A 20066-nucleotide genomic window follows, 5' to 3' on the forward strand; every position below is an offset into this window, starting at 1 on the left:
GGTGGCTGGAAGTCGTCCCTAGTCGTATCGGGCGATGATGGCCCTGCATTATACTCACAAAGTCCTGCCGTAAACCGATGGCAACATTCACGTCCGTCTTCCAAATCCACACCAGACCAGGGCGTCTCGCGCGGGACGCCCGGATCGAGGTTCGATCATGTTCGAAAATCTCCAGGATCGCTTCGAAACGGTCCTGACCAATCTGCGCGGTCAGGGTCGTCTGACCGAGGACAACATCAAGGACACCCTGCGCGAAGTGCGCATGGCCCTCCTGGAGGCCGATGTCGCGCTGCCGGTGGTGCGCCAGTTCATCGAGGACATCCGCGAGCAGGCGCTCGGCGAGGCGGTGACCAAGAGCCTGACGCCCGGACAGGTGCTGATCAAGATCGTCAACGACGAACTGGTCAAGATCATGGGCGCGGCCAACGAGCGCCTGGATCTGGCCGCCCAGCCGCCGGCGGTCATCCTCATGGCCGGTCTGCAGGGCTCGGGCAAGACCACCAGTGTCGCCAAGCTCGCGCGCTGGTTGCAGGAGAAGCAGAAGAAATCCGTGATGGTGGTCAGCTGCGACGTCTATCGTCCGGCGGCCATCGAACAACTGCGCACCGTCGCCGGCGAGGTCGGGGCCGAGTTCTGCCCCAGCCAGGGCGACGAAGACCCGGTCCACATCGCCCAGCGCGCGCTCGAGAGCGCCCGCAAGCGTTTCAAGGACGTGCTGATCGTCGATACCGCCGGCCGGTTGCACGTCGATGCCGAGATGATGGATGAGATCAAGCTCATCCATAAAGCGATCAAGCCGGTCGAGACCCTGTTCGTGGTCGACTCCATGACCGGCCAGGACGCGGCCAACACCGCCAAGGCGTTCGACGAAGCCCTGCCGCTGACCGGCGTCATCCTCACCAAGACCGACGGTGACGCGCGCGGCGGCGCGGCCCTCTCGATCCGCCAGATCACCGGCAAGCCGATCAAATTCCTCGGCACCGGCGAGCGAACCACCGCGCTCGAGCCCTTCCATCCTGACCGCGTGGCCTCACGTATCCTCGGCATGGGCGACGTGGTCTCGCTGGTCGAGGAGGTCCAGGCCAAGGTCGACAAGGATCAGGCCGAGAAGCTGGTCAAGAAGCTCAAGAAGGGCAAGGACTTCGATCTGGCCGACTTCAAGGAGCAACTGGAGCAGATGAACAGGATGGGGGGCATGATGAGCCTGATGGAGAAGCTCCCCGGCATGAACCAGATCCCGGACCACGTCAAGAACAAGGCCAGCGACAAGGAAATGGGCAAGCTGGTGGCCATCATCAACTCGATGACGCCGCACGAGCGCCAGTTTCCGGCCGTCATCAAGGGCTCGCGCAAGCGTCGTATCGCCGCCGGCTCGGGCACCCAGGTGCAGGACGTCAATCAGTTGCTCAAGCAGTTCATGCAGATGCAGAAGATGATGAAGAAGATGAAGGGCGGCGGCATGGCCAAGATGATGCGCTCGCTCCAAGGGCGACTGCCGCCGGGGATGCTGCCGCCGGGTGGATTCCCTCCGGGCGGCGGCTTTCCTCCCGGCGGGATGCCGCCGGGCGGCGGTTTTCCGATGTGATGTGGGAGGACACCGAGATGTCGGTTTCGATTCGCCATCGCGCTCGATCACAGACGCCATTCGCAATACGGCTCGGCCTGATTCTGGGGCTGTGTCTGCTGACCGCGCCCGTCCTCGCCACGCCCTGGGGTGAAGTCCAGCGCCCCTCGTCCGGTATGACCGAAGTCATCGGCGGCGCGGCCAACGGCTGTATCGGCGGCGCCGACGCTCTGCCCGAGACCGGACCCGGCTATGTCAGCATCCGCCGCTATCGCAACCGCTATTACGGTCATCCGGATCTGATCCGTTTCGTCAGTGATCTGGGCCGCGCCCAGCAACAGCGCGGCGGTCAGCTCGTCATGATCGGCGATCTCAGCCAGCCGCGCGGCGGACTCATGTCCTCCTCGCATCGCAGTCATCAGAACGGCCTGGACGTGGATATCTGGTTCACCCTGGCCAATTCGCCGACGGCCGCCCGGCAGTTGATGGACAACCGCTCCGACCCGCGCAGTATGGTCGCGCCGGGCGGACGCACGGTCAGCGAGCATTGGGGGCCGAGTCAATTCGCCCTGATCGAGTCGGCGGCACGGCATCCGCGCGTCGATCGCATCTTCGTCAACGCGGCGATCAAGCAGGAACTCTGCCGGGGCGCGCGCGGGGATCGCGCCTGGCTGCGCAAGGTCCGGCCCTGGTGGAAACACGATGCCCACTTCCATGTGCGTCTGGCCTGTCCCGCCGACAGCCCGAACTGCGAGGCTCAGTCGCCCGTCCCGCCCGGCGATGGCTGCGGCGAGGATCTGGCTTGGTGGCTGAGCGACGAGGTGCTGAGCGGCAAGGCCCGTGGCAAGGGATCGGCCAAGCGCGCCGAGCCTGAGATGCCCTTCGCCTGCCGGGCCGTGCTGACGGATTCCTAACGAGCACGCCGCGATGATTGGGCAGGCCGGCCGACCGTGAAAGACTATTCGAGCGGCAACAGCGACACACCCAGCTCGGAAGCGCGTCTGCGCGCCCTCTTCGAGCTGGCGCCCCTGGGGATCATCATCCTCGATCCCGAGACCATGCTGCCGCTGGAGTTCAATCGCGCCGCGCACGAACAGCTCGGCTACAGCGCCGAGGAGTTCGCGCGGCTGCGCATCGCCGACTATGAGGCGAACGAGGATCTGGAGGATGTGCAGCGTCATATCCAGACGTTGCTGACCCAGGGCTATGACGACTTCGAAACCCGTCATCGCTGCCGGGATGGCAGCATTCGCCACATGAATGTCGTGGTGCAGGTGCTCCCCGTCGACGGACGCAAGACGTTCTACGCCATCTACCGCGACATCACCGAGTCGCGGCTGGCCGATGAACGTCTCAGGCGTAGCGAGGCCAAGTTTCGCGCCGCCTTCGAGATCGCCCCGCACGGGATGGCGCTGGTCGCCCCCGATGGCCGCTGGCTGCAAGTCAACCAGGTGCTGTGCCGCATCCTGGGTTACTCGGAGTCCGAGCTGCTGGCGCTGGACTTCCAGTCGATCTCGCATCCCGACGACCTGACCGCCGATCTGTTCTATCTGGATCAACTCGTCTCGGGGGCCGTCGACCGAGTGCAGTTCGAGAAGCGCTATCTGCATCGTCAGGGACACCCCATTCCAGTCATGCTGAGCGCCTCGGTCGTGCGGGATGAACAGGGGGCGATCTCCCACATGGTCGTCCACATCCTCGACCTGACCGAGCGCAAGGCCACGGAAGAGGCCATGCGCCGCGCCATGGAGACCGCCGAGGTCGCCAATCGCGCCAAGAGCGAGTTCCTGGCCAACATGAGCCACGAGATCCGCACCCCGCTCAACGCCATCATCGGCCTGGGCCAACTGCTGCTCGACTCCGGGCTCGACTCGCGCCAGCGCGACTACATGAACAAGATCCGCCAGGGCTCCGACGCCCTGCTGCGCATCCTCAACGACGTGCTCGACTACTCCAAGATCGAGGCCGGTCAGATCCAGCTCGATACGGTCGATTTCAGGATCGAGGCGGTGCTCGATCAGCTCACGGCACTGTTCTCGCTGGCCGCCGAGTCCAAGGGGCTGGCGCTCTACTATCATCTCGATCCGCGCACCCCGCAGGTTCTGCGCGGCGATCCCATGCGTCTGGGGCAGGTGCTAAACAATCTGGTCGGCAATGCCGTGAAGTTCACCGAGCGCGGGTTCGTCGAGTTGCGGATTCGCGCTCTGCGCGAAGAGCGTGGGCGCATCCAGTTGGCCTTCAGTGTCCGCGACACCGGCATCGGCATGGACCAGGCCAGTATCGAACGGCTCTTCCAGTCCTTCACCCAGGCCGATTGCTCGATCACGCGCCGCTATGGCGGCACTGGACTCGGATTGTCCATCTCGCGTCAACTGGCACGACTCATGGGGGGCGACATCCGTGTCAGGAGCCGACTCGGGATCGGGAGCATCTTTCGGTTCAAGGCCGATTTCCAGATCGCCGAATCCCCGCCGAGGCGCATCGGTTCGCCGCCCCGCGTGCTGGGTCGCCGCCGCGTACTCATCGTCGCCGACGACTGTCTCGCGCGCCGCGCACCGCGCGCGATCCTGGAGGCCTGGGGCATGGAGATCGCCGAGGCGCGTTCCCCGGCCCAGGCGCGCGCGATCCTGTCGGCGACGGCCGGGGGACGGCGCGAGCCCTTCGACTGGGTGGTGCTCGACCGGCCTCCCGAACGCGCTGTCGAGCCGCCATCCCCGACCTTCGGCGATCCGCCCTGTCCGGCCATCTGGATGGTGACGGTCACTGAGCGCGAGCGGCTGCTCGCCGAATCCGGGGCGAACGCCGGGATGCGTCTGCTCGCCAAGCCCGTCACGCCCTCGGCGCTCTTCGATGCCATCGTCGATCTCGTGGGCGATTACACGCTGCCTACGTTGCCCACGGCGCCTTCGGTACGCGATCTCGCGGCCGAGGCCGCCCCCTTGCGGGGCGCGCGTCTGCTGCTGGTCGAGGACAATGCCACCAATCAGCAGGTGGCGCGCGATCTGCTGGAGCGGATCGGATGTCTGGTGACGACCGCCGGCGACGGTCGACAGGCGCTCGAGCGCGTGGAACGGCTGACCTTCGACGCCGTGCTGATGGACGTGCAGATGCCGGTCATGGACGGTCTGAGCGCCACCCGTGCGATCCGTGGCCGGCATCCGCGACTGCCCATCATCGCCCTGACGGCCGCCGCCCTGTCCGAGGATCGCGAACGCTGTCTGGCAGCCGGGATGAACGATCATCTGAGCAAGCCGATCGTCCTCGAGTCGCTGATCGAGGTGCTGCGGCGCTGGGTGGTTCCCGCACACGCCGAGACGAGCGCTCCGGGCGTGGCGGGCCGGCTGTCGCCGGAGTCGCTCCAAGCGATCCTGGAGCGGCTCGAACGTCTGCGACGGCTGATCGAGCGCAACGACTTGGTCGATTCGACAGGGCTGGATGGACTCGGCGAGTCACTCCGTGACACGCCCTATGTCGCCGATCCGCTGTCCCGGCTCGGGGTGGCGATCGAATCTTTCGACTATGATACGGCCCTGGTCGAGATCGACCGTCTGTCACGCCTGTTGAGCGAGCCGGAGTCCTGATGTCCAGTCCCGACCCCGAAGACCTGTTGCCATCGATCCTGATCGTCGACGACATGCCGGCCAACATCCGTGTCCTGGCCGACACGCTCAAGTCCGACTATCGGGTTCGGGTCGCGACCAGCGGCGCCAAGGCGCTCGAGATCGCCGCCGGCAGCCCGCCGCCGGACCTGATCCTGCTCGACGTCATGATGCCCGAGATGGACGGCTACGAGGTCTGCCGACGCCTGAAGGACGATCCGCGCACCAGTACCATCCCGATCATCTTCGTCACCGCCAAGGACGAGGCCGAAGAAGAGGCGCACGGGCTGGGCCTGGGTGCGGTCGACTACATCGCCAAGCCCTTCCACCTGCCGATCGTGCGCGCGCGCGTGCGCACCCATGTCAACCTCAAGCGCAAGACCGACCTGCTCGACAGTCTCGCCTCGCTCGACGGCCTGACCCATATCCCCAATCGTCGCCGTTTCGACGAGGCGCTGAAGCTGGAATGGGCGCGTGCCGCCCGCGAGGGGACATCGCTGGCCGTGGCCATGCTCGACGTCGACTATTTCAAACCCTACAACGATCACTATGGGCATGGCCGCGGCGACGAGTGTCTGCGACGGGTCGCCGACGCGCTCAGCGCGCGTCTGCAACGTCCGGCCGATCTGGCGGCTCGCTATGGCGGCGAGGAGTTCGTGCTGCTCCTGCCCGACACGGACGCGGCGGGCGCCCTGGCCCTGGCCGAATCCTGCCGTGCCGCCGTCAGTGCCCTGTGCATCCCGCACGACTATTCGGCCGCTGCCGACCATGTGACGCTCAGCATCGGCGTGGCCGCCACCCAGCCGCCGAGCGATGGTGCGAGCCTGCTCCTGGCGCGCGCTGACGAAGCGCTCTATCGGGCCAAGTCCGAGGGGCGCAATCGTGTCTGCGTCTGATCGTTCCTGACACCGGAGTCGTACCGAATCATGGATCTCCTGCTCGGTTTCTCGGGGTTCATCGACCGGCTCAATCGCCGTGTCGGTCGGCTCACCCTCTGGCTTGTGCTGCTGAGCGTGCTGCTCAGCGCCCTGACCGCCACCCTGCGCTACACCCTCGATTGGGGCTCGAACGCCATGATCGAGGGCCAGTGGTTCATGTTCGGTCTGATCTTTCTGTTCTACGCGCCCCTGACGCTCCAGGAACGCGGTCATGTACGGGTCGACATCCTCTACAACCGGCTGCCGCCGCGCGGTCGGGTGCTGGTCGAGATCCTGGGCGGACTGCTGTTCCTGCTGCCGGTCTGTCTGCTGATCGTGATCGATGCCTGGGGCTATTTCCTCATCGCCTTCGAGCAGAACGAGTCTTCGGTCAATCCGGGCGGGCTGATCTGGTGGCCGATGAAGCTGGCCATCCCGATCGGCTTCGCGCTGCTGACCCTGCAAGGCGTGTCCGAGATCGTCAAGGGTCTCGCCGCCCTGACCGGCCGCCGCCCGCTGCCCGAACCCACGACGGGAGGACACTGAGATGACGGCCTGGCTCGCCGCCAACATGGCGCCGGTGATGTTCACGGCACTGGTGCTGTTTCTGCTGATCGGCTATCCAGTCGCCTTCTCGCTCGCCGCCGTCGGGATGCTGTTCGGCTGGATCGGGATCGAACTCGGGATGCTCACCCCAGCGCTGCTGCAAGCTCTGCCGGACCGGGTGTTCGGCATCATGCGCAACGAGATCCTGCTCGCGGTGCCCTTCTTCACCTTCATGGGGCTGATCCTGGAGCGTAGCGGGCTGGCCGAGGAACTGCTCGACACCGTGGGCCAGATCTTCGGCAGTGTGCGCGGCGGGCTGGCCTATGCGGTGATCTTCGTCGGCGCGCTGCTGGCGGCGACCACGGGCGTCGTCGCCGCAACCGTGATCGCCATGGGGCTGATCTCGCTGCCGATCATGCTGCGCTACGGCTATCATCCGCGTCTGGCGACCGGCGTCATCGCCGCCAGCGGTACCCTGGCCCAGATCATCCCGCCCTCGCTGGTGCTGATCGTGATGGCCGATGTGCTCGGGCGCTCGGTGGGCGACATGTACAAGGGCGCGCTCCTGCCGGGACTGATCCTGACCGGACTCTATGCGCTCTATGTCTTCGCCAATACGCAGATCTGGCCGGAACGCGCGCCGGCCCTGCCGCCCGAGGCGCGCACCCTGCACGGTCGCGCTCTGGCCAAACGGATCGTCCTGGCACTCATCCCGCCGCTGGCGCTGATCTTCCTGGTGCTCGGCACGATCTTCATCGGCTGGGCGACCCCGACCGAGGGCGGGGCCATGGGCGCGGTCGGCGCCCTGATCCTGGCCGGTCTCAAGGGGCGGCTCAAGCGCGACATGCTCACCGAGTCCATGGCCTCGACCGCGCGCATCACCAGCTTCGTCATCTTCATCCTGATCGGTGCGAGCGTCTTCAGTCTCACCTTCCGCGCCGTCGACGGGGATCTCTGGGTCGAGCATCTGCTGACCTCGCTGCCGGGCGGCGTGCTGGGTTTTCTGATCTTCGTCAATCTGCTGGTGTTCCTGCTGGCGTTCTTTCTCGACTTCTTCGAGATCGCCTTCATCATCCTGCCGCTACTGGCGCCCGTGGCCGCGAAGCTCGGGATCGATCTGGTGTGGTTCGGGGTGCTGATCGGGGTCAATCTGCAAACCAGCTTCATGCATCCGCCGTTCGGCTTCGCGCTCTTCTATCTGCGCTCGGTCGCGCCGCCGAGCGTGCGCACGACCGACCTCTACTGGGGCGCAGTACCCTTCCTGGGGATTCAGTTGTTCATGGTGTTTCTCATCATCGCCTTCCCCGAACTGGTGAGCTGGGGGCTGGACGGCGCCACGACCCTGAGCGATCCGACCGAGATCGTCCTGCCCGAGACCGGCGGCTCCAGTCTGCTCGACAGCGGGGATTTCGATGGATTGTTCGGTCCGCCGCCGAGCGATTCGAGTCCTTGAGCCTCTGAATCCGGCCCAAGCGTGCAGACAAAAACCCGATCGATATGGCAAGCTCGCCCCGTCATCGCCGCGAGTAGTACATAGAGGACACCACAGATGTTCGAGGCAACGAAGGTCGGCCGCTCGGTCAGCAAGCAGGACTACAAGGAGCAGCAGGAGGAACTGCGCACCCAGCTCCTGGAGGTGCAGCGCGCGCTCAGGCACACCAGCATCCCGGTGATCGTGCTGGTCTCCGGGGTGGAGGCCGCCGGCAAGGGCGAGGTGATCAACCGGCTCAACGAGTGGCTCGACACGCGCGGCGTGCAGACCTTCGCCTTCTGGAACGAGTCCGACGAGGAACGCGAGCGTCCGCGCTACTGGCGCTTCTGGCGTGCCATGCCGCCGCGCGGCGAGATCTCGATCCTGTTCGGCGGCTGGTATCAGACCCCGATCGAGCATCGCTTTCGCGGCCAGTGCAGTGACGCCGAACTCGACGGCGAACTCAACCGCATCGTCGACTTCGAACGCATGCTGGTCCAGGACGGTGCGCTGATCGTCAAGTTCTGGTTCCACATGTCCGAGTCCGACCAGAAGGCGCGGCTCAAGGAACTCTCGCGCGACGATCGCAGCCGCTGGAAGATGCTGCCCGAGAAGAGCAAGTTCTCCGAGCACTATGCCGCCTTCGAGCAGGTCGCCGAGCGCGTCATCCTGCATACCGACCGCGGCAGCGCGCCCTGGTATCTGATCGAGGCCGGCGACCGGCGCTACCGCGACCTGACCGTCGGCAAGACGCTGCTGCACGCCATCCGCTCGCGTCTGGCCGAGCACGAAGCGACCGAGGCCAACGGCACCCCGACCAGTCCCGAACTGCCCGAGAGCGACAGCGCCCAGATCACCCTGCTCGATCAACTCGACCTCGATCTGGCTCTGCCGCACGAGGACTACAAGAGCGAGCTCAAGCGGCTGCAAGCGGAACTCAACGAGCTGGCCTGGAACGCCTACAACAAGCAGCGCTCGACCGTGCTGGTGTTCGAGGGCATGGATGCCGGCGGCAAGGGCGGCGCCATCCGCCGCATCACCCAGGCGGTCGACGCCCGACTCTATCGCTCCATCCCGGTCGCGGCGCCGACCGACGAGGAGAAGGCGCATCACTATCTGTGGCGCTTCTGGCGTCACATCCCGCGCGCCGGACTCATGACCATCTACGATCGTTCCTGGTACGGGCGCGTCCTGGTCGAGCGCGTCGAGGGCTTCGCCGGCGCGTCCGAGTGGCGCCGCGCCTATTCCGAGATCAACCGCTTCGAGGAGCAGCTCGTCGACAGCGGCATCGTGCTGGTCAAGTTCTGGATCCAGATCAGTCAGGACGAGCAGCTCAAGCGCTTCAAGGATCGCGAGGAGGTGCCCTACAAGCGCTACAAGATCACTGAGGATGACTGGCGCAATCGCGAGAAGTGGCCGCAGTACAAGGAGGCCGTCAACGAGATGATCGTGCGCACCAGCACCCGCCATGCCGGCTGGACCCTGGTCGAGGGCAACGACAAGCCCTATGCGCGCATCAAGGTGTTGCGCACCGTTTGCGACGCGCTCAACGAGGCGCTCAAGGGACCGCCGGCTCCGACAGCGGGCTACCTGCCCTGTGGCGACAAACGCGTCGAGCCGGCCGGCGGCAAGACGGTGAAGAATGGCGGCGGCAGCGGCTGAGGCATCCGAAGGTCTTCGGGCCGCCGACATTCGGTGCTAGTCTTGGCGGCCAACGACGAACACCCGCTATCGGATCGAGACGCCCATCATGCACGCTCTACCACTCATCCTGCGCAAAGACCAGGAACGCCGCCTGCTCGCCGGTCATTGCTGGATCTACAGCAACGAGATCGATACCCAGGCCACTCCGCTGAAGACGCTCGAACCCGGCCAGCCGGTCGAGATCCTGAGCCGGAGCGAGCGCTGGATCGGCCACGGCTATGCCAATCCGCACTCGCTGATCTGCGCCCGGATCGTCAGCCGTGAGCGGGCGCATCCTCTGAGTCCTGCACTGTGGCTCGCGCGTCTGCACGAGGCGCTGGCTCTGCGCGAACGGCTTTACACATCGCCCTTCTACCGGCTCGTCTTCGGCGAGAGCGACGGACTGCCGGGACTGATCGTCGATCGCTATGGCGACCGGCTGGCGGTCCAGATCACCACCGCCGGGATGGAACGCGCGCGCGCCGAGATCCTGGCAGCGCTGGAGCAGGTGCTGCGCCCCACCGAGATCGTGCTGCGCAACGACACCTCGGTACGCGAATTGGAGGGATTGGAACAGAGCGTCGAGCGCGTGCTGGGCGATCCGTCCGGCGACTGGGTGCTGACCGAACAGGGACTGGAGTTCGCCGTCGATCCGATGCAGGGCCAGAAGACCGGCTGGTTCTTCGATCAGGCCGAGAACCGCGCGCGTCTGGCCCGCTATGGCGTCGGCGAGCGGGTACTGGATGTCTGTAGCTATGTCGGCGCCTGGAGTCTGCGTGCCGCCGCGCTTGGGGCTTCGGACGTGACCTCCGTCGATGCCTCGGCCGACGCGCTGGCGCGCCTCCAGGCCAATGCCGAGCGCAATGGCCTGTCGTCGCGCGTGCACCCGCTCCAGGGCGATGCCTTCGAGGTGCTGCGCGAACTCCGCGATCAGGGCCGACGTTTCGACACCGTGCTGCTCGACCCGCCGGCCTTCATCAAGCGCCGCAAGGACGAGAAAGACGGCACGGCGGCCTATCAGCGGCTCAACCGTCTCGGTCTCGAGCTACTGGAGCCGGGCGGGCTGCTCGTCACTTCGTCCTGCTCCTTCCACATGGGACGCGATGGCTTCCAGCGCGTGGTGCAACAGGCCGGTCAGCGTGCCGGCCGGCGGCTGCAACTGCTGGAGACCGGCCAGCAGGGCCCGGACCATCCGGTCCATCCGGCGATCCAGGAGACGGCCTATCTCAAGACGCTGTTCGTGCGCGCCCTACCCTCGCATTGAGTGATCGGCGTCGGGTGTCCCGGCGGCATGGAGCGTACCGGCACGGCCTGTGCTTATGCATCTTGGGCGGATGGATTTTGCCGGAGGGCTTGCATACACTTCACCGCGCTGAACCCGCCCATCAGGCCCGTCATCACCAACGCCGATTTTTTTCAAGAGATTCAAGACCATGCACGTCGACAGGTCGCTCAACCCAATCAACGCCCATCCCGAATCCATGCTCATGACCGTCCGGGTCGAGTCCCAGGCAGCAGCGGCCCGGATCCGCCGCCTTGCCGCCTCGGGTCTCGCTCTGGCCTTGACCCTGGCCGGACTCCTGGCACTGAATGGCTGCACCACCGCACCACCGCCGACGACACAGTTCAGCGGTCCGATCGACAAGGTGGTGGTCAGGAAGTCACAGCGCCAGCTCGAACTGCTCAGCGGCGGCCGTGTGGTGCGTCAATATCGCGTCGCCCTCGGCGGCGCCCCGGTCGGCCACAAGTATCGCGAGGGAGATCAACGCACCCCCGAGGGCAGCTACAAACTCAACTGGCGCAACCCCAACAGCAACTTCTACAAAGCGATCCACATCTCCTACCCCAGTTCCAAGGATCGCGCCGCCAGCCGCCAGCTCGGCTACAGTAACCCAGGCGGCATGATCATGATCCACGGCCTGCCCAACTACATCCAGTCCGAGAGCATGCGCCGGCAGTACGCCAATCGTGACTGGACTCAGGGCTGCATCGCGGTGCAGAACCACGAGATGGACGAGATCTGGAGCCTGGTGAAGGACGGCACGCCGATCCAGATCATGCCCTGATTAGGCGCCCGGTGCGTCCATCGCGGATCACGGATGGGCGATCGGACCCGGCGCAGTGTCCGGCGAGGATGTAGTCCGGCAACTCGTCGAGCGCGAGCCGCACGTCGAGACTGGTTCGGGCCGCCGGACGCGCGGCCTGGTTGGCGCTGGTCGAGACGATGGCTCCACCGTAAGCACGACAGAGCGCGGCGACCAGCGGATGGGCGCTCACGCGCACGGCGAGCGTGTCGAAGCGTCCGGTCAGCCAGCGCGGTGTCGTCGGACGCGCCGGCAACAGCCAGGTGTTGGGTCCGGGCCAGGTGGCGAGGATGTCGCGCAGCCGCTCCGGTTCCAGCGGTTCGACGAAGGGCCAAAGTTGATCGGGATCGGCCGCGATCAGGATCAACCCCTTGCTGACCGAGCGACGCTTGATGGCGAGCAGACGCGCGACGGCTTGCGCGTTCCAGGGGTCACAGCCGAGTCCGTAGACCGCCTCGGTCGGATAGGCGATCACGCCGCCGCGTCTCAGGCAACGGACGGCCAGACGCAGACGGTGTGCGGGTCGCCATGGAGTCGCGTCGGTCGGAACCGACGTTTCAGTGGGCTTATGTTCGAGGCCGGCTGGATGGTGCGGATTCACGGCTGAGCGCTCCGGTCGATGGTTGTCTCGATCCCGAGCGGGTCGTCTACCGCTCGGTTCGACTTGGTCTAGAATGAGTTCCCCACGCGCGTACCAACGACCTCATCGAGCTAGTACACACTTGAGTATCAACCCATCCCAAAAAAGCGGTTTGGAAGCCTGGCTCGAGGTCATTCGTGACCAGAAGATGCCAATCTTCGAGCAGACCGTGCATCACATCCTCTCGATCGCCGAAGACGATCTGGCGCCGGCCTCGGCGCTGGCGAGCGTCGTCCTGCAGGATGCCTCGCTGACCACTCGCCTGCTGAAGCTGGCCAACTCGATCGCCTACAACCCGAGCACCACGGCCATCAGCACCGTCACGCGCGCCGTGATCGTGCTCGGCTTCGATGCCGTGCGGGACATGTGTCTGACCCTGACCCTGGTCGACACCCTGCTCCAGGGACCGGCGAAGGCGCGTCTGGAACGCGAACTGGCCCATGCCATGCATGCCGCGACCCAGGCGCGCGCCCTGGCCATCGTGCGGGGCGACAAGTCGCCCGAGGAGGTCTTCATCGCCACCCTGCTGTACCGGGTCGGCGAGCTGGCCTTCTGGTGCTTCGGCAACGAGCACTGTGAGCGCGTCGAGCAGCTGGCCAATCAGCCGGGCATCACCATGGAGACCGCACAGGAACGGGTGCTGGGATTTCGTCTGAGTCAGCTCAGTCGCCGCCTGGTCCACGAATGGCGTCTGACCGATCTCCTGAAGGAGGCGATCGATTCCCCGGCGCGCCAGGATCCGCGCATCCAGACCGTCATGCTGGGCCATCAGATCGCTCGCTGTGCCGAGGAGCACGGCTGGCGCTCCGAGGAGATGGGGCGCCTGGAGCGCCGTGCCGCGCGACTGGTCGACGTCTCCGAGGCCGACGCCCGCACGCTGCTCCAGGACAAGGCCGCCGTCGCCTTCGGCATGGCCAACGACTGTGGCGCCACGGCCTCGGCCAGACTGATCCCGCTGCCCGAGGAGTACCGCAGCCTGCTCGATGCGCTACCCACTGAGCCGGACGCCGAGCCGCCGGCCGGCGAGACACCGCCGCCTCCAGCCCATCCGATCCCGGATTCCAGACTGCAACTGAGCATCCTGCGCGAACTCAACTCGGCCATCGAGAGTGCGCGCTGCGACTTCAATGTCATCATGGAACTGGTCCTGGAGGGACTCTATCGCGGCGTGGGCATGGATCGCGTGATCTTCGCCCTGATGACACCGGACAGGCGCGGTCTCAAGGCCAAGCACGCGCTCGGCATGGCGAACGAGACGACGATCGCGGCCTTCCAGTTCGCGCGTCCAGCAATCGGGACGAACATTCTGTTCGAGACCCTGGACCGCCAGCGACCGCGTCTGGTGACGCTCGCCGAGCGCGAGCGCGATCCGCATCTGGTTCCCGAGGGGCTGTTGGCCATCATGGGCATCGTGCCCTTCATGATTGCACCCATCATCATCAGCCAGAAGAGTATCGGGCTCTTCCTGGCCGATCGTGGTCTGAGCCAACGTCCGCTCGACCCGGAGAGCTTCGAGGAATTCAAGCATTTCGTCCAGCAAGCGAACCTGGGACTGACCCTGGCCCAGAGTCGCCAGCGCCGCTGAGTTCACCGCCCGCCGTCGGGCGGGCGACGTGCCGACGGCTCAGTTCTGCGCGCTTGAATCGGTCTCCTGATCCTCGACCGGCGCACGGTAGCCGCATTCCTTCTGCGGACAGATCTTGGCCGCGCCCTGGGTCTTGGTGATCTTGAGCGTCAGCACCGGCCAGCCGCAGCTCGGACAGGGCTCGGCGAGCGGCTCGTCCCAGAGCGCATAGTCGCACTTGGGATAGGTCGAGCAGGAATAGAACACCTTGCCGCGCCGCGATTTCTTCTTCTGGAGCGTGCCCTTGTTGCACTTCGGACAGGTCACGCCCGTGTCCTCGGGCTTGTCGAGCGGCTCGATGTGCTTGCAGGTCGGGTAGGCGCTGCAACCGATGAACTTGCCGTAGCGTCCGCGCTTGATCTCCAGCGCCGAGCCGCACAGCGGGCAGCTTCGCCCCTCGATGACCTCGGGCGCCTCGCGCTCGGCCTTGTTCGGGTCGAGATCGCGGGTGTAGTCGCAGTCGGGATAGTGGGTGCAACCGATGAAGCGCCCGTTGCGCCCGAGCCGGATGGCGAGCTGACCGCCGCACTTGGGACAGGTCTCCTCGATGCGCTCCTGGGTCACGTCGCTGCGCTTGACGTGCTCCTGAGTGTGGTCGACCAGATCCTTGAACGGGCGCCAGAAACGCTCCAGGAGCGGAATCCAGTCGCCCTCCCCGCGCGAGACGGCATCCAGATCGTCCTCCAGACGCGCGGTGAAGTCGTAGTCGACATAGGAGGTGAAATAGTCGGTCAGGAAGCGGTTGACCACGCGCCCGACGTCGGTCGGCACGAAGCGCTTCTTGTCCAAGATCACATATTCGCGATCCTGGAGCGTGGAGATGATCGAGGCATAGGTCGAGGGTCGGCCGATGCCGAACTCCTCCAACGCCTTGACGAGCGTGGCCTCGCTGTAACGCGGCGGCGGCTCGGTGAAATGCTGCTCAGGACGGATCGCGATCAGGTCGACCAACTCGCCGACCTTCATTTCGGGCAGCATCCGGTCCTCGTCGTCGTCGGCGCCCTTGGCATCGTCACGCCCTTCCAGATAGACGCGCATGAAGCCGGGATCGACCACCATCGAGCCGGTGGCACGCAGCAGGTTCCCCGCGCCGGCGCTCAGATCGACCGCGACCTGGTTGATGAGCGCATGGGCCATCTGACAGGCGAGCGTGCGCTTCCAGATCAGCTCGTAGAGCTTGAATTGCTCGACCGTGAGATGTGCCTTGACGGCGGACGGCTCGCGCCGGATCGAGGTCGGACGGATGGCCTCGTGGGCCTCCTGGGCATTCTTGGCCTTGGTCTTGAACAGGCGCGGCGCGTCCGGCAGATCCGACTCGCCATAGCGTTCGGTGACATAGGCGCGGATCTCGGCGATGGCTTCCTGGGCCAGATTCACCGAGTCGGTACGCATATAGGTGATGAGACCGACCGCGCCCGAGCCGACATCGACGCCCTCGTAGAGCTGCTGGGCCACGCGCATGGTGCGCTGGGCGGTGAAGCCGAGCTTGCGCGCCGCCTCCTGCTGGAGCGTGGAGGTGATGAAGGGCGGGGCCGGCTGGCGCTTGCGCTGCTTGCGCTCGACCTGCTCGACCCTGAGCTTTCCACCGGCGGCGCTCTCCAGCGCGGTTTTGACTTCAGTGGCGCGCGCCTCGTCGGTGATCGTGAACTGCTCGACCTTCTCGCCGCCCAAAGTGGTCAGCCGGGCGACGAAGGCGCGTTCATCCTTGGCCGTATCAGCCTCGATGGTCCAGTACTCGCGCTGAACGAAGGCTTCGATCTCAGCCTCGCGCTCGCAGATCAGACGCAGCGCCGGACTCTGCACCCGTCCGGCCGAGAGTCCGCGCCGGATCTTCTTCCACAGCAACGGCGAGAGATTGAAGCCGACCAGATAGTCGAGCGCCCGGCGCGCCTGCTGGGCGTTGACCAAGTCATACGAGATCCCACGCGGACTGGCGATGGCGTCCTGGACCGCGCGCTTGGTGATCTCGTTGAAGACCACGCGATGCACCGGCTTGTCGCCGAGCTGGCGACGGCTCTTGAGCAGCTCGTGGAGATGCCAGGAGATGGCCTCGCCCTCGCGATCCGGGTCGGTGGCCAGATAGAGCGCCTCGCAGTCTTTGAGCTTCTTGGCGATCGACTGGACGTGCTTCTCGTTGCGCTCGATGATCTGATACTTCATCGCGAAGCCGTGATCCGGATCGACCGCGCCCTCCTTGGGCACCAGATCGCGCACATGGCCATAGGAGGCGACGACCTCGAAACTGGGTCCGAGGTATTTCTTGATGGTCTTGGCCTTGGCGGGAGATTCGACGATGACGAGATTCATGCGGGACGGACGGATAGCCTGTAGTCAGGTGGTGAATGTTCGGACGTTCAATGCAGATAGACCGGCTCGTCGGCGTAGAGCATCTCTTCGAGCTGGTCGAAGGCCTCCTCGCGACCTGGCCGGTTCATGAGCACCAGGAGCGCGACCCACTTGACCTCCTCGACCAGCACCTGCGGATGGTCGATCGCCAGCAGCCGGTCGATCACCAGCTCGCGGCTGACCGGATCGAGGATGCCGCTGTGCTCCAGCGACATGAGCATGCCGCGCGCCTCCAGATCGAGCTTTTCGCATTCCAGTTCGCTGTAGACGCGGATCGAACCGCTGACGGGACCATGCTCGTGGGCCGCCTCGACCCCGAGCGCCAGCTCATCGAGCCAGCGCAGCGCCTTGTCGATCTCGCCCTGGGAGAAACCGGCCTGACTCAACTCGTCCTCGAGATCGCTCTGCTCGACCGGCGGTTGCTGCTCGCCATCCATGTAATTCTCGTACAGATAGATCAGTACATCGACCATGTTTTCGTTCATCGGCAATCTCGATGGATGGTGTCAACCGCGGGCTGACGGATCAGGGTGCGCGGATATAGCGACCGCCTGGAAGGCATGATACATGACCCTCGAGTTCCATGAGCAACAGCATGGACGAAATCTGCTCGACCGCCAACCCCGTGCGTTCGGTCAACTCGTCCAGGTTCACCGGGTCGTGCCCCAGGGATTGCAGCAGGCGCGCCTGCTCGGGCGGCAGCTCTGGAGGCGGTGCGGCGGCGCGGCGGGCGCCGGGCGCCGAGCGGTCGGCGGCGGCCAGCTCAGCGCGCAACTGAGGGGCCAGTTCGGCCAGGATCTCCTCGGGTTCCTCGACGAGCTTCGCCCCTTCGCGGATCAGCGCATGACAGCCGCGCGACAGCGGATTGCGAATCGAGCCCGGTATGGCGAAGACTTCGCGCCCCTGCTCCAGCGCCATGCGCGCCGTGATCAGCGAGCCGCTCTTGAGCGCCGCCTCCGTCACCAGCACGCCCAGGCTCAGGCCGCTGATGAGCCGGTTGCGGCGCGGAAAGCTGCTCGCCAGCGGCCCCTGCCCCGGCGGCAGCTCGCTGACCATGACGCCGCGCTCGACGAGCCGTCGTGCCAGATCGCGATGCACGGCCGGATAGACCCGATCCGGCCCGGTGCCGAGCACCGCGATGCTGTGTCCGGTCTCCAGGGCGGCGGCGTGGGCCGCGCCATCGATGCCGACGGCCAGACCGCTGGTGACGATCAGGCCCTGACCGGCCAGCCAGCGCGCGAAGGACGCCGTGATCTCGCCGCCTCCTGGCGTGGGATTGCGGGTGCCGACGATGGCGATCTGCGGCTCGCTCAGCAGATCGGCGTCGCCGCGTGCGTAGAGCACCGGCGGCGGGTCGGCGATCTCGGCCAGTCGCGGCGGATAGCGCGGATCGGCGAGTGTGATCAGATGGGCGTCCGGATGCTCGGCCCAGGTGAGGATGGCGTCGATGAGCGCGCGATCGGGCTGACGCAACGCGGCGATGGTCTCGGGCTTGAGACCGAGCTGATCGAGACGCGCCTCACCGGCCGCCAGCACCGCGCTCGGCGAACCGAAGCCCTCCACCAGCCGCGCGAAGGTGCGCGGTCCGACGCGCGGCGCCAGGATGAGCGCGAGCCAGTCGCCGATGGGCGCGCTCGCCCAGTCGCCTGCTCGGGACAGCACGGGATCAGGCGGGAGGCGGAGCAACCCAGTCGCCCACCCGAAGCGCGCGCGTGGCGTTGAGAATGAGGCCGAAGCTGACCCGATCGAAGACCCGGAACACCATCAGCACACCCGAGCGCTCGAAGGGCTTGACGTATTCGGCCTTGTTGCGCCGATAGCTCGGGTGCAGCGGGAAGCTCGCGTCACGCGAGGGTTCGTTGGCACGCCAGCCCTTGAATTCGTAGTCGCGCCCGAGCCAGAAATCGCTCGAAAAGGGACTCTCCATCAGCCAGTCGGTGTCGGCGATCCCGGCCCGGACCTGATCGCGTTCCTTCTCACCGCCGACGAAGACCTCAAACACATGGCCCTGTTTTATGTGGTCGCGCGCTCCGCGGTTGATGATGACCACGTCGTACTGGCCGATCTGGGAGACGCCATTCATGACCGAGAGGATACGCCCGCGCGTCTCCTGAGGCGCCGGCTGCGGCTGGAAGTCGACCAGCGGGCGCTCGGCGTCGGCCGGAATGACACGATCACCGATCGACACCTCGCGTTCCATCCGGGTCACGCGCAATTTGGCCGGGTCGCCCGTCCGCTCCAGCGTCGCGCTCGCGACGAAGGTCGACTCATAGCCGAGCAGATCACCGCTATCCGGGTCGCGCAGGGCGTCGCCCGGACGTAGTATCTGGAACTGTGTGACTTCGCCCGAACGGATCTTGCGCACATAGATCGAATCATGGACTCCGGCGACGATGTGCTCGTCCGGGAAGCCGACCACATAGGAGGCACGCTTGATATCGTTTGAATCGGCCACGTAGGGTTGCGTGAGGAAGGGGGCGATCGAGCCGATGCGAATGGTCGGCACAGGCGCGCTGATGGCCTCGGAACGCACCTGGGGACTGAGCCTGACCAGACGCGGCCCGCCGCGCCCGTCGGCGCGCCCGATCACCGGCTTGCCGGCGATCATGGTCAGCTCGAGCACGTCGCCCGGATAGATGAGATTGGGGTTCTCGACGCCCGGATTGGCGCGCCAGACCTCCGACCAGCGCCAGGGATCGCGCAGGAAGCGCCCGGCGATGTCCCAGAGCGTGTCGCCCGGACGCACTGTATAGGCCTGGGGCGCTCCCGGCGCCAACTCGACCGCGAACACCCCCGGCGCCAGGAGTGCCAGGGAGCCGATGAGGATTGAAATGACGGCGAAACGGCGTTGCATGGCGCGCATGGACCCTCCGCGATGGTCGAAACGGGATGCTCCCGTCCCCACGATGGGATGTAGTATCCTGGAGATAGTAGCGCACACCGCTTCGTCTCGACCACCTGTTGACTCAAGCCGGATCAAGAATTCGCATGGCCATACTCGATATCCTCACCTTTCCCGACCCGCGACTGCGTAAGAAGGCGCAGCCCGTCGAGCAGGTCGACGACCAGATCCGCCGACTGGTCGACGACATGCTCGAAACCATGTATGCCGCTCCCGGCATCGGACTGGCCGCGACCCAGGTCGATGTCCAGCGCCAGATCATCGTCATCGACGTGTCCGAGGGACACGACACGCCGCTGTGCTTCATCAATCCGCGCCTCGTCGCACGCGAGGGCACGGAGCAGATGGACGAGGGTTGTCTGTCCGTCCCCGGTTTCTTCGAGACCGTGACCCGTGCCGAGCGCGTCACGGTCGAGGCGCTCGATCGTGATGGCAACCCCTTCAAGCTCAACGCCGATGGTCTGCTCGCCGTCTGCATCCAGCATGAGATGGATCATCTCGACGGCAAGCTCTTCGTCGATCACATCTCCATCCTCAAGCGCCAGCGCATCCGCCACAAGCTCGAGAAGCAGCGCAAGGAGCGCCAGCACGCCGAGGCGGCGCGCGCTCGCGAGGCCGCCGAGCCGCGCCGCAGCGCCGTCTGAGCCGCCTCACACCCCGAACCGAGCCATCCATCGACAGCCGATCCAC

16 protein-coding genes are annotated in these 20066 nt (G+C 65.8%); 11 read left to right on the plus strand and 5 right to left on the minus strand.

Translation table 11 applies throughout. The features are described from left to right. The first annotated feature begins 157 nt into the window (after nt 1-157). The 9 genes from ffh (at nt 158) to HW932_RS06190 (ending at nt 11846) form a co-directional block, all read left to right on the plus strand. Nucleotides 158-1585 (plus strand): signal recognition particle protein, encoded by a 1428-nt coding sequence (gene ffh, locus HW932_RS06150; protein WP_176975604.1) that lies wholly within the window; start codon nt 158-160, stop codon nt 1583-1585. Nucleotides 1586-1602: 17 nt separating this feature from the next. After that, on the plus strand, nt 1603-2478 hold the full coding sequence (mepA, locus tag HW932_RS06155; RefSeq protein ID WP_176975605.1) for a penicillin-insensitive murein endopeptidase: 876 nt from the start codon (nt 1603-1605) through the stop codon (nt 2476-2478). 36 nt (nt 2479-2514) lie between these two features. After that, complete coding sequence (locus HW932_RS22095; protein ID WP_176975606.1) at nt 2515-5145, plus strand: PAS domain S-box protein; 2631 nt, start codon at nt 2515-2517, stop codon at nt 5143-5145. Next, nucleotides 5145-6059, plus strand: coding sequence for a diguanylate cyclase domain-containing protein (locus HW932_RS06165; protein ID WP_176975607.1), 915 nt, complete (start codon nt 5145-5147; stop codon nt 6057-6059). Before HW932_RS22095 ends, HW932_RS06165 begins: the two co-directional genes overlap by 1 nt. A 30-nt stretch (nt 6060-6089) precedes the next feature. Then, the gene (locus HW932_RS06170) at nt 6090-6626 is read left to right on the plus strand and encodes a TRAP transporter small permease subunit (protein ID WP_176975608.1); all 537 of its coding nucleotides are present in this window, start codon (nt 6090-6092) and stop codon (nt 6624-6626) included. A gap of 1 nt (nt 6627) precedes the next feature. Then, nucleotides 6628-8079 (plus strand): TRAP transporter large permease, encoded by a 1452-nt coding sequence (locus HW932_RS06175; RefSeq protein WP_176975609.1) that lies wholly within the window; start codon nt 6628-6630, stop codon nt 8077-8079. 96 nt (nt 8080-8175) lie between these two features. Continuing rightward, nucleotides 8176-9759, plus strand: coding sequence for a polyphosphate:AMP phosphotransferase (pap, locus tag HW932_RS06180; protein WP_176975610.1), 1584 nt, complete (start codon nt 8176-8178; stop codon nt 9757-9759). 88 nt (nt 9760-9847) lie between these two features. Continuing rightward, nucleotides 9848-11044: a class I SAM-dependent rRNA methyltransferase gene (locus HW932_RS06185; protein ID WP_176975611.1), complete on the plus strand. Its 1197-nt coding sequence runs from the start codon at nt 9848-9850 to the stop codon at nt 11042-11044. A 169-nt stretch (nt 11045-11213) separates the two neighbouring features. Beyond that, nucleotides 11214-11846, plus strand: coding sequence for a L,D-transpeptidase family protein (locus tag HW932_RS06190; protein ID WP_246296683.1), 633 nt, complete (start codon nt 11214-11216; stop codon nt 11844-11846). On the opposite strand, the gene tsaC is transcribed toward HW932_RS06190, so the two are convergent. Continuing rightward, the gene (tsaC, locus tag HW932_RS06195) at nt 11836-12375 is read right to left on the minus strand and encodes an L-threonylcarbamoyladenylate synthase type 1 TsaC (protein ID WP_176975723.1); all 540 of its coding nucleotides are present in this window, start codon (nt 12373-12375) and stop codon (nt 11836-11838) included. The two genes, HW932_RS06190 and tsaC, sit on opposite strands and share 11 nt — an antisense overlap. 277 nt (nt 12376-12652) lie before the next feature. Between tsaC and HW932_RS06200 the strand changes: the two genes are divergently transcribed. Further along, nucleotides 12653-14089: an HDOD domain-containing protein gene (locus HW932_RS06200; RefSeq protein WP_246296684.1), complete on the plus strand. Its 1437-nt coding sequence runs from the start codon at nt 12653-12655 to the stop codon at nt 14087-14089. A gap of 39 nt (nt 14090-14128) precedes the next feature. Here HW932_RS06200 and topA read toward each other — a convergent pair whose 3' ends face one another. Genes topA through HW932_RS06220 form a run of 4 tightly spaced genes read right to left on the minus strand, consistent with a single transcriptional unit; the run spans nt 14129 to nt 19337 of the window. Beyond that, nucleotides 14129-16435 carry a type I DNA topoisomerase gene (topA, locus tag HW932_RS06205; RefSeq protein ID WP_176975612.1) on the minus strand — a complete coding sequence of 769 codons (2307 nt, stop codon included), beginning with the start codon at nt 16433-16435 and terminating at the stop codon, nt 14129-14131. 47 nt (nt 16436-16482) lie between these two features. Beyond that, nucleotides 16483-16959: a Smg family protein gene (locus tag HW932_RS06210; RefSeq protein WP_012971264.1), complete on the minus strand. Its 477-nt coding sequence runs from the start codon at nt 16957-16959 to the stop codon at nt 16483-16485. Between the two features lie 40 nt (nt 16960-16999). Continuing rightward, nucleotides 17000-18133: a DNA-processing protein DprA gene (gene dprA / locus HW932_RS06215; RefSeq protein WP_176975725.1), complete on the minus strand. Its 1134-nt coding sequence runs from the start codon at nt 18131-18133 to the stop codon at nt 17000-17002. 7 nt (nt 18134-18140) lie between these two features. Further along, entirely contained in the window at nt 18141-19337 is a 1197-nt protein-coding gene (locus HW932_RS06220) for a LysM peptidoglycan-binding domain-containing protein (RefSeq protein ID WP_176975613.1), read from the minus strand. 125 nt (nt 19338-19462) lie between these two features. Here HW932_RS06220 and def point away from each other — a divergent pair, with 125 nt between their 5' ends. Then, nucleotides 19463-20020 (plus strand): peptide deformylase, encoded by a 558-nt coding sequence (gene def, locus HW932_RS06225; protein WP_176975614.1) that lies wholly within the window; start codon nt 19463-19465, stop codon nt 20018-20020. Nucleotides 20021-20066: the final 46 nt, after the last annotated feature.

The sequence above is a fragment of the Allochromatium humboldtianum genome, from assembly GCF_013385175.1.
In the GTDB taxonomy this organism is placed as follows: Bacteria; Pseudomonadota; Gammaproteobacteria; order Chromatiales; family Chromatiaceae; genus Thermochromatium; species Thermochromatium humboldtianum.

What these genes read in the sequence shown, in the direction of transcription:
- pap (WP_176975610.1), top strand. Translation starts at nt 8,176, where the DNA reads ATGTTCGAGGCAACGAAGGTCGGCCGCTCGGTCAGCAAGCAGGACTAC.
- HW932_RS06175 (WP_176975609.1), top strand. Translation starts at nt 6,628, where the DNA reads ATGACGGCCTGGCTCGCCGCCAACATGGCGCCGGTGATGTTCACGGCA.
- HW932_RS06190 (WP_246296683.1), top strand. Translation starts at nt 11,214, where the DNA reads ATGCACGTCGACAGGTCGCTCAACCCAATCAACGCCCATCCCGAATCC.
- HW932_RS06220 (WP_176975613.1), bottom strand. Translation starts at nt 19,337, where the DNA reads ATGCGCGCCATGCAACGCCGTTTCGCCGTCATTTCAATCCTCATCGGC.
- ffh (WP_176975604.1), top strand. Translation starts at nt 158, where the DNA reads ATGTTCGAAAATCTCCAGGATCGCTTCGAAACGGTCCTGACCAATCTG.
- mepA (WP_176975605.1), top strand. Translation starts at nt 1,603, where the DNA reads ATGTCGGTTTCGATTCGCCATCGCGCTCGATCACAGACGCCATTCGCA.
- HW932_RS06210 (WP_012971264.1), bottom strand. Translation starts at nt 16,959, where the DNA reads ATGAACGAAAACATGGTCGATGTACTGATCTATCTGTACGAGAATTAC.
- HW932_RS06200 (WP_246296684.1), top strand. Translation starts at nt 12,653, where the DNA reads ATGCCAATCTTCGAGCAGACCGTGCATCACATCCTCTCGATCGCCGAA.
- HW932_RS06165 (WP_176975607.1), top strand. Translation starts at nt 5,145, where the DNA reads ATGTCCAGTCCCGACCCCGAAGACCTGTTGCCATCGATCCTGATCGTC.
- topA (WP_176975612.1), bottom strand. Translation starts at nt 16,435, where the DNA reads ATGAATCTCGTCATCGTCGAATCTCCCGCCAAGGCCAAGACCATCAAG.
- HW932_RS06170 (WP_176975608.1), top strand. Translation starts at nt 6,090, where the DNA reads ATGGATCTCCTGCTCGGTTTCTCGGGGTTCATCGACCGGCTCAATCGC.
- def (WP_176975614.1), top strand. Translation starts at nt 19,463, where the DNA reads ATGGCCATACTCGATATCCTCACCTTTCCCGACCCGCGACTGCGTAAG.
- HW932_RS06185 (WP_176975611.1), top strand. Translation starts at nt 9,848, where the DNA reads ATGCACGCTCTACCACTCATCCTGCGCAAAGACCAGGAACGCCGCCTG.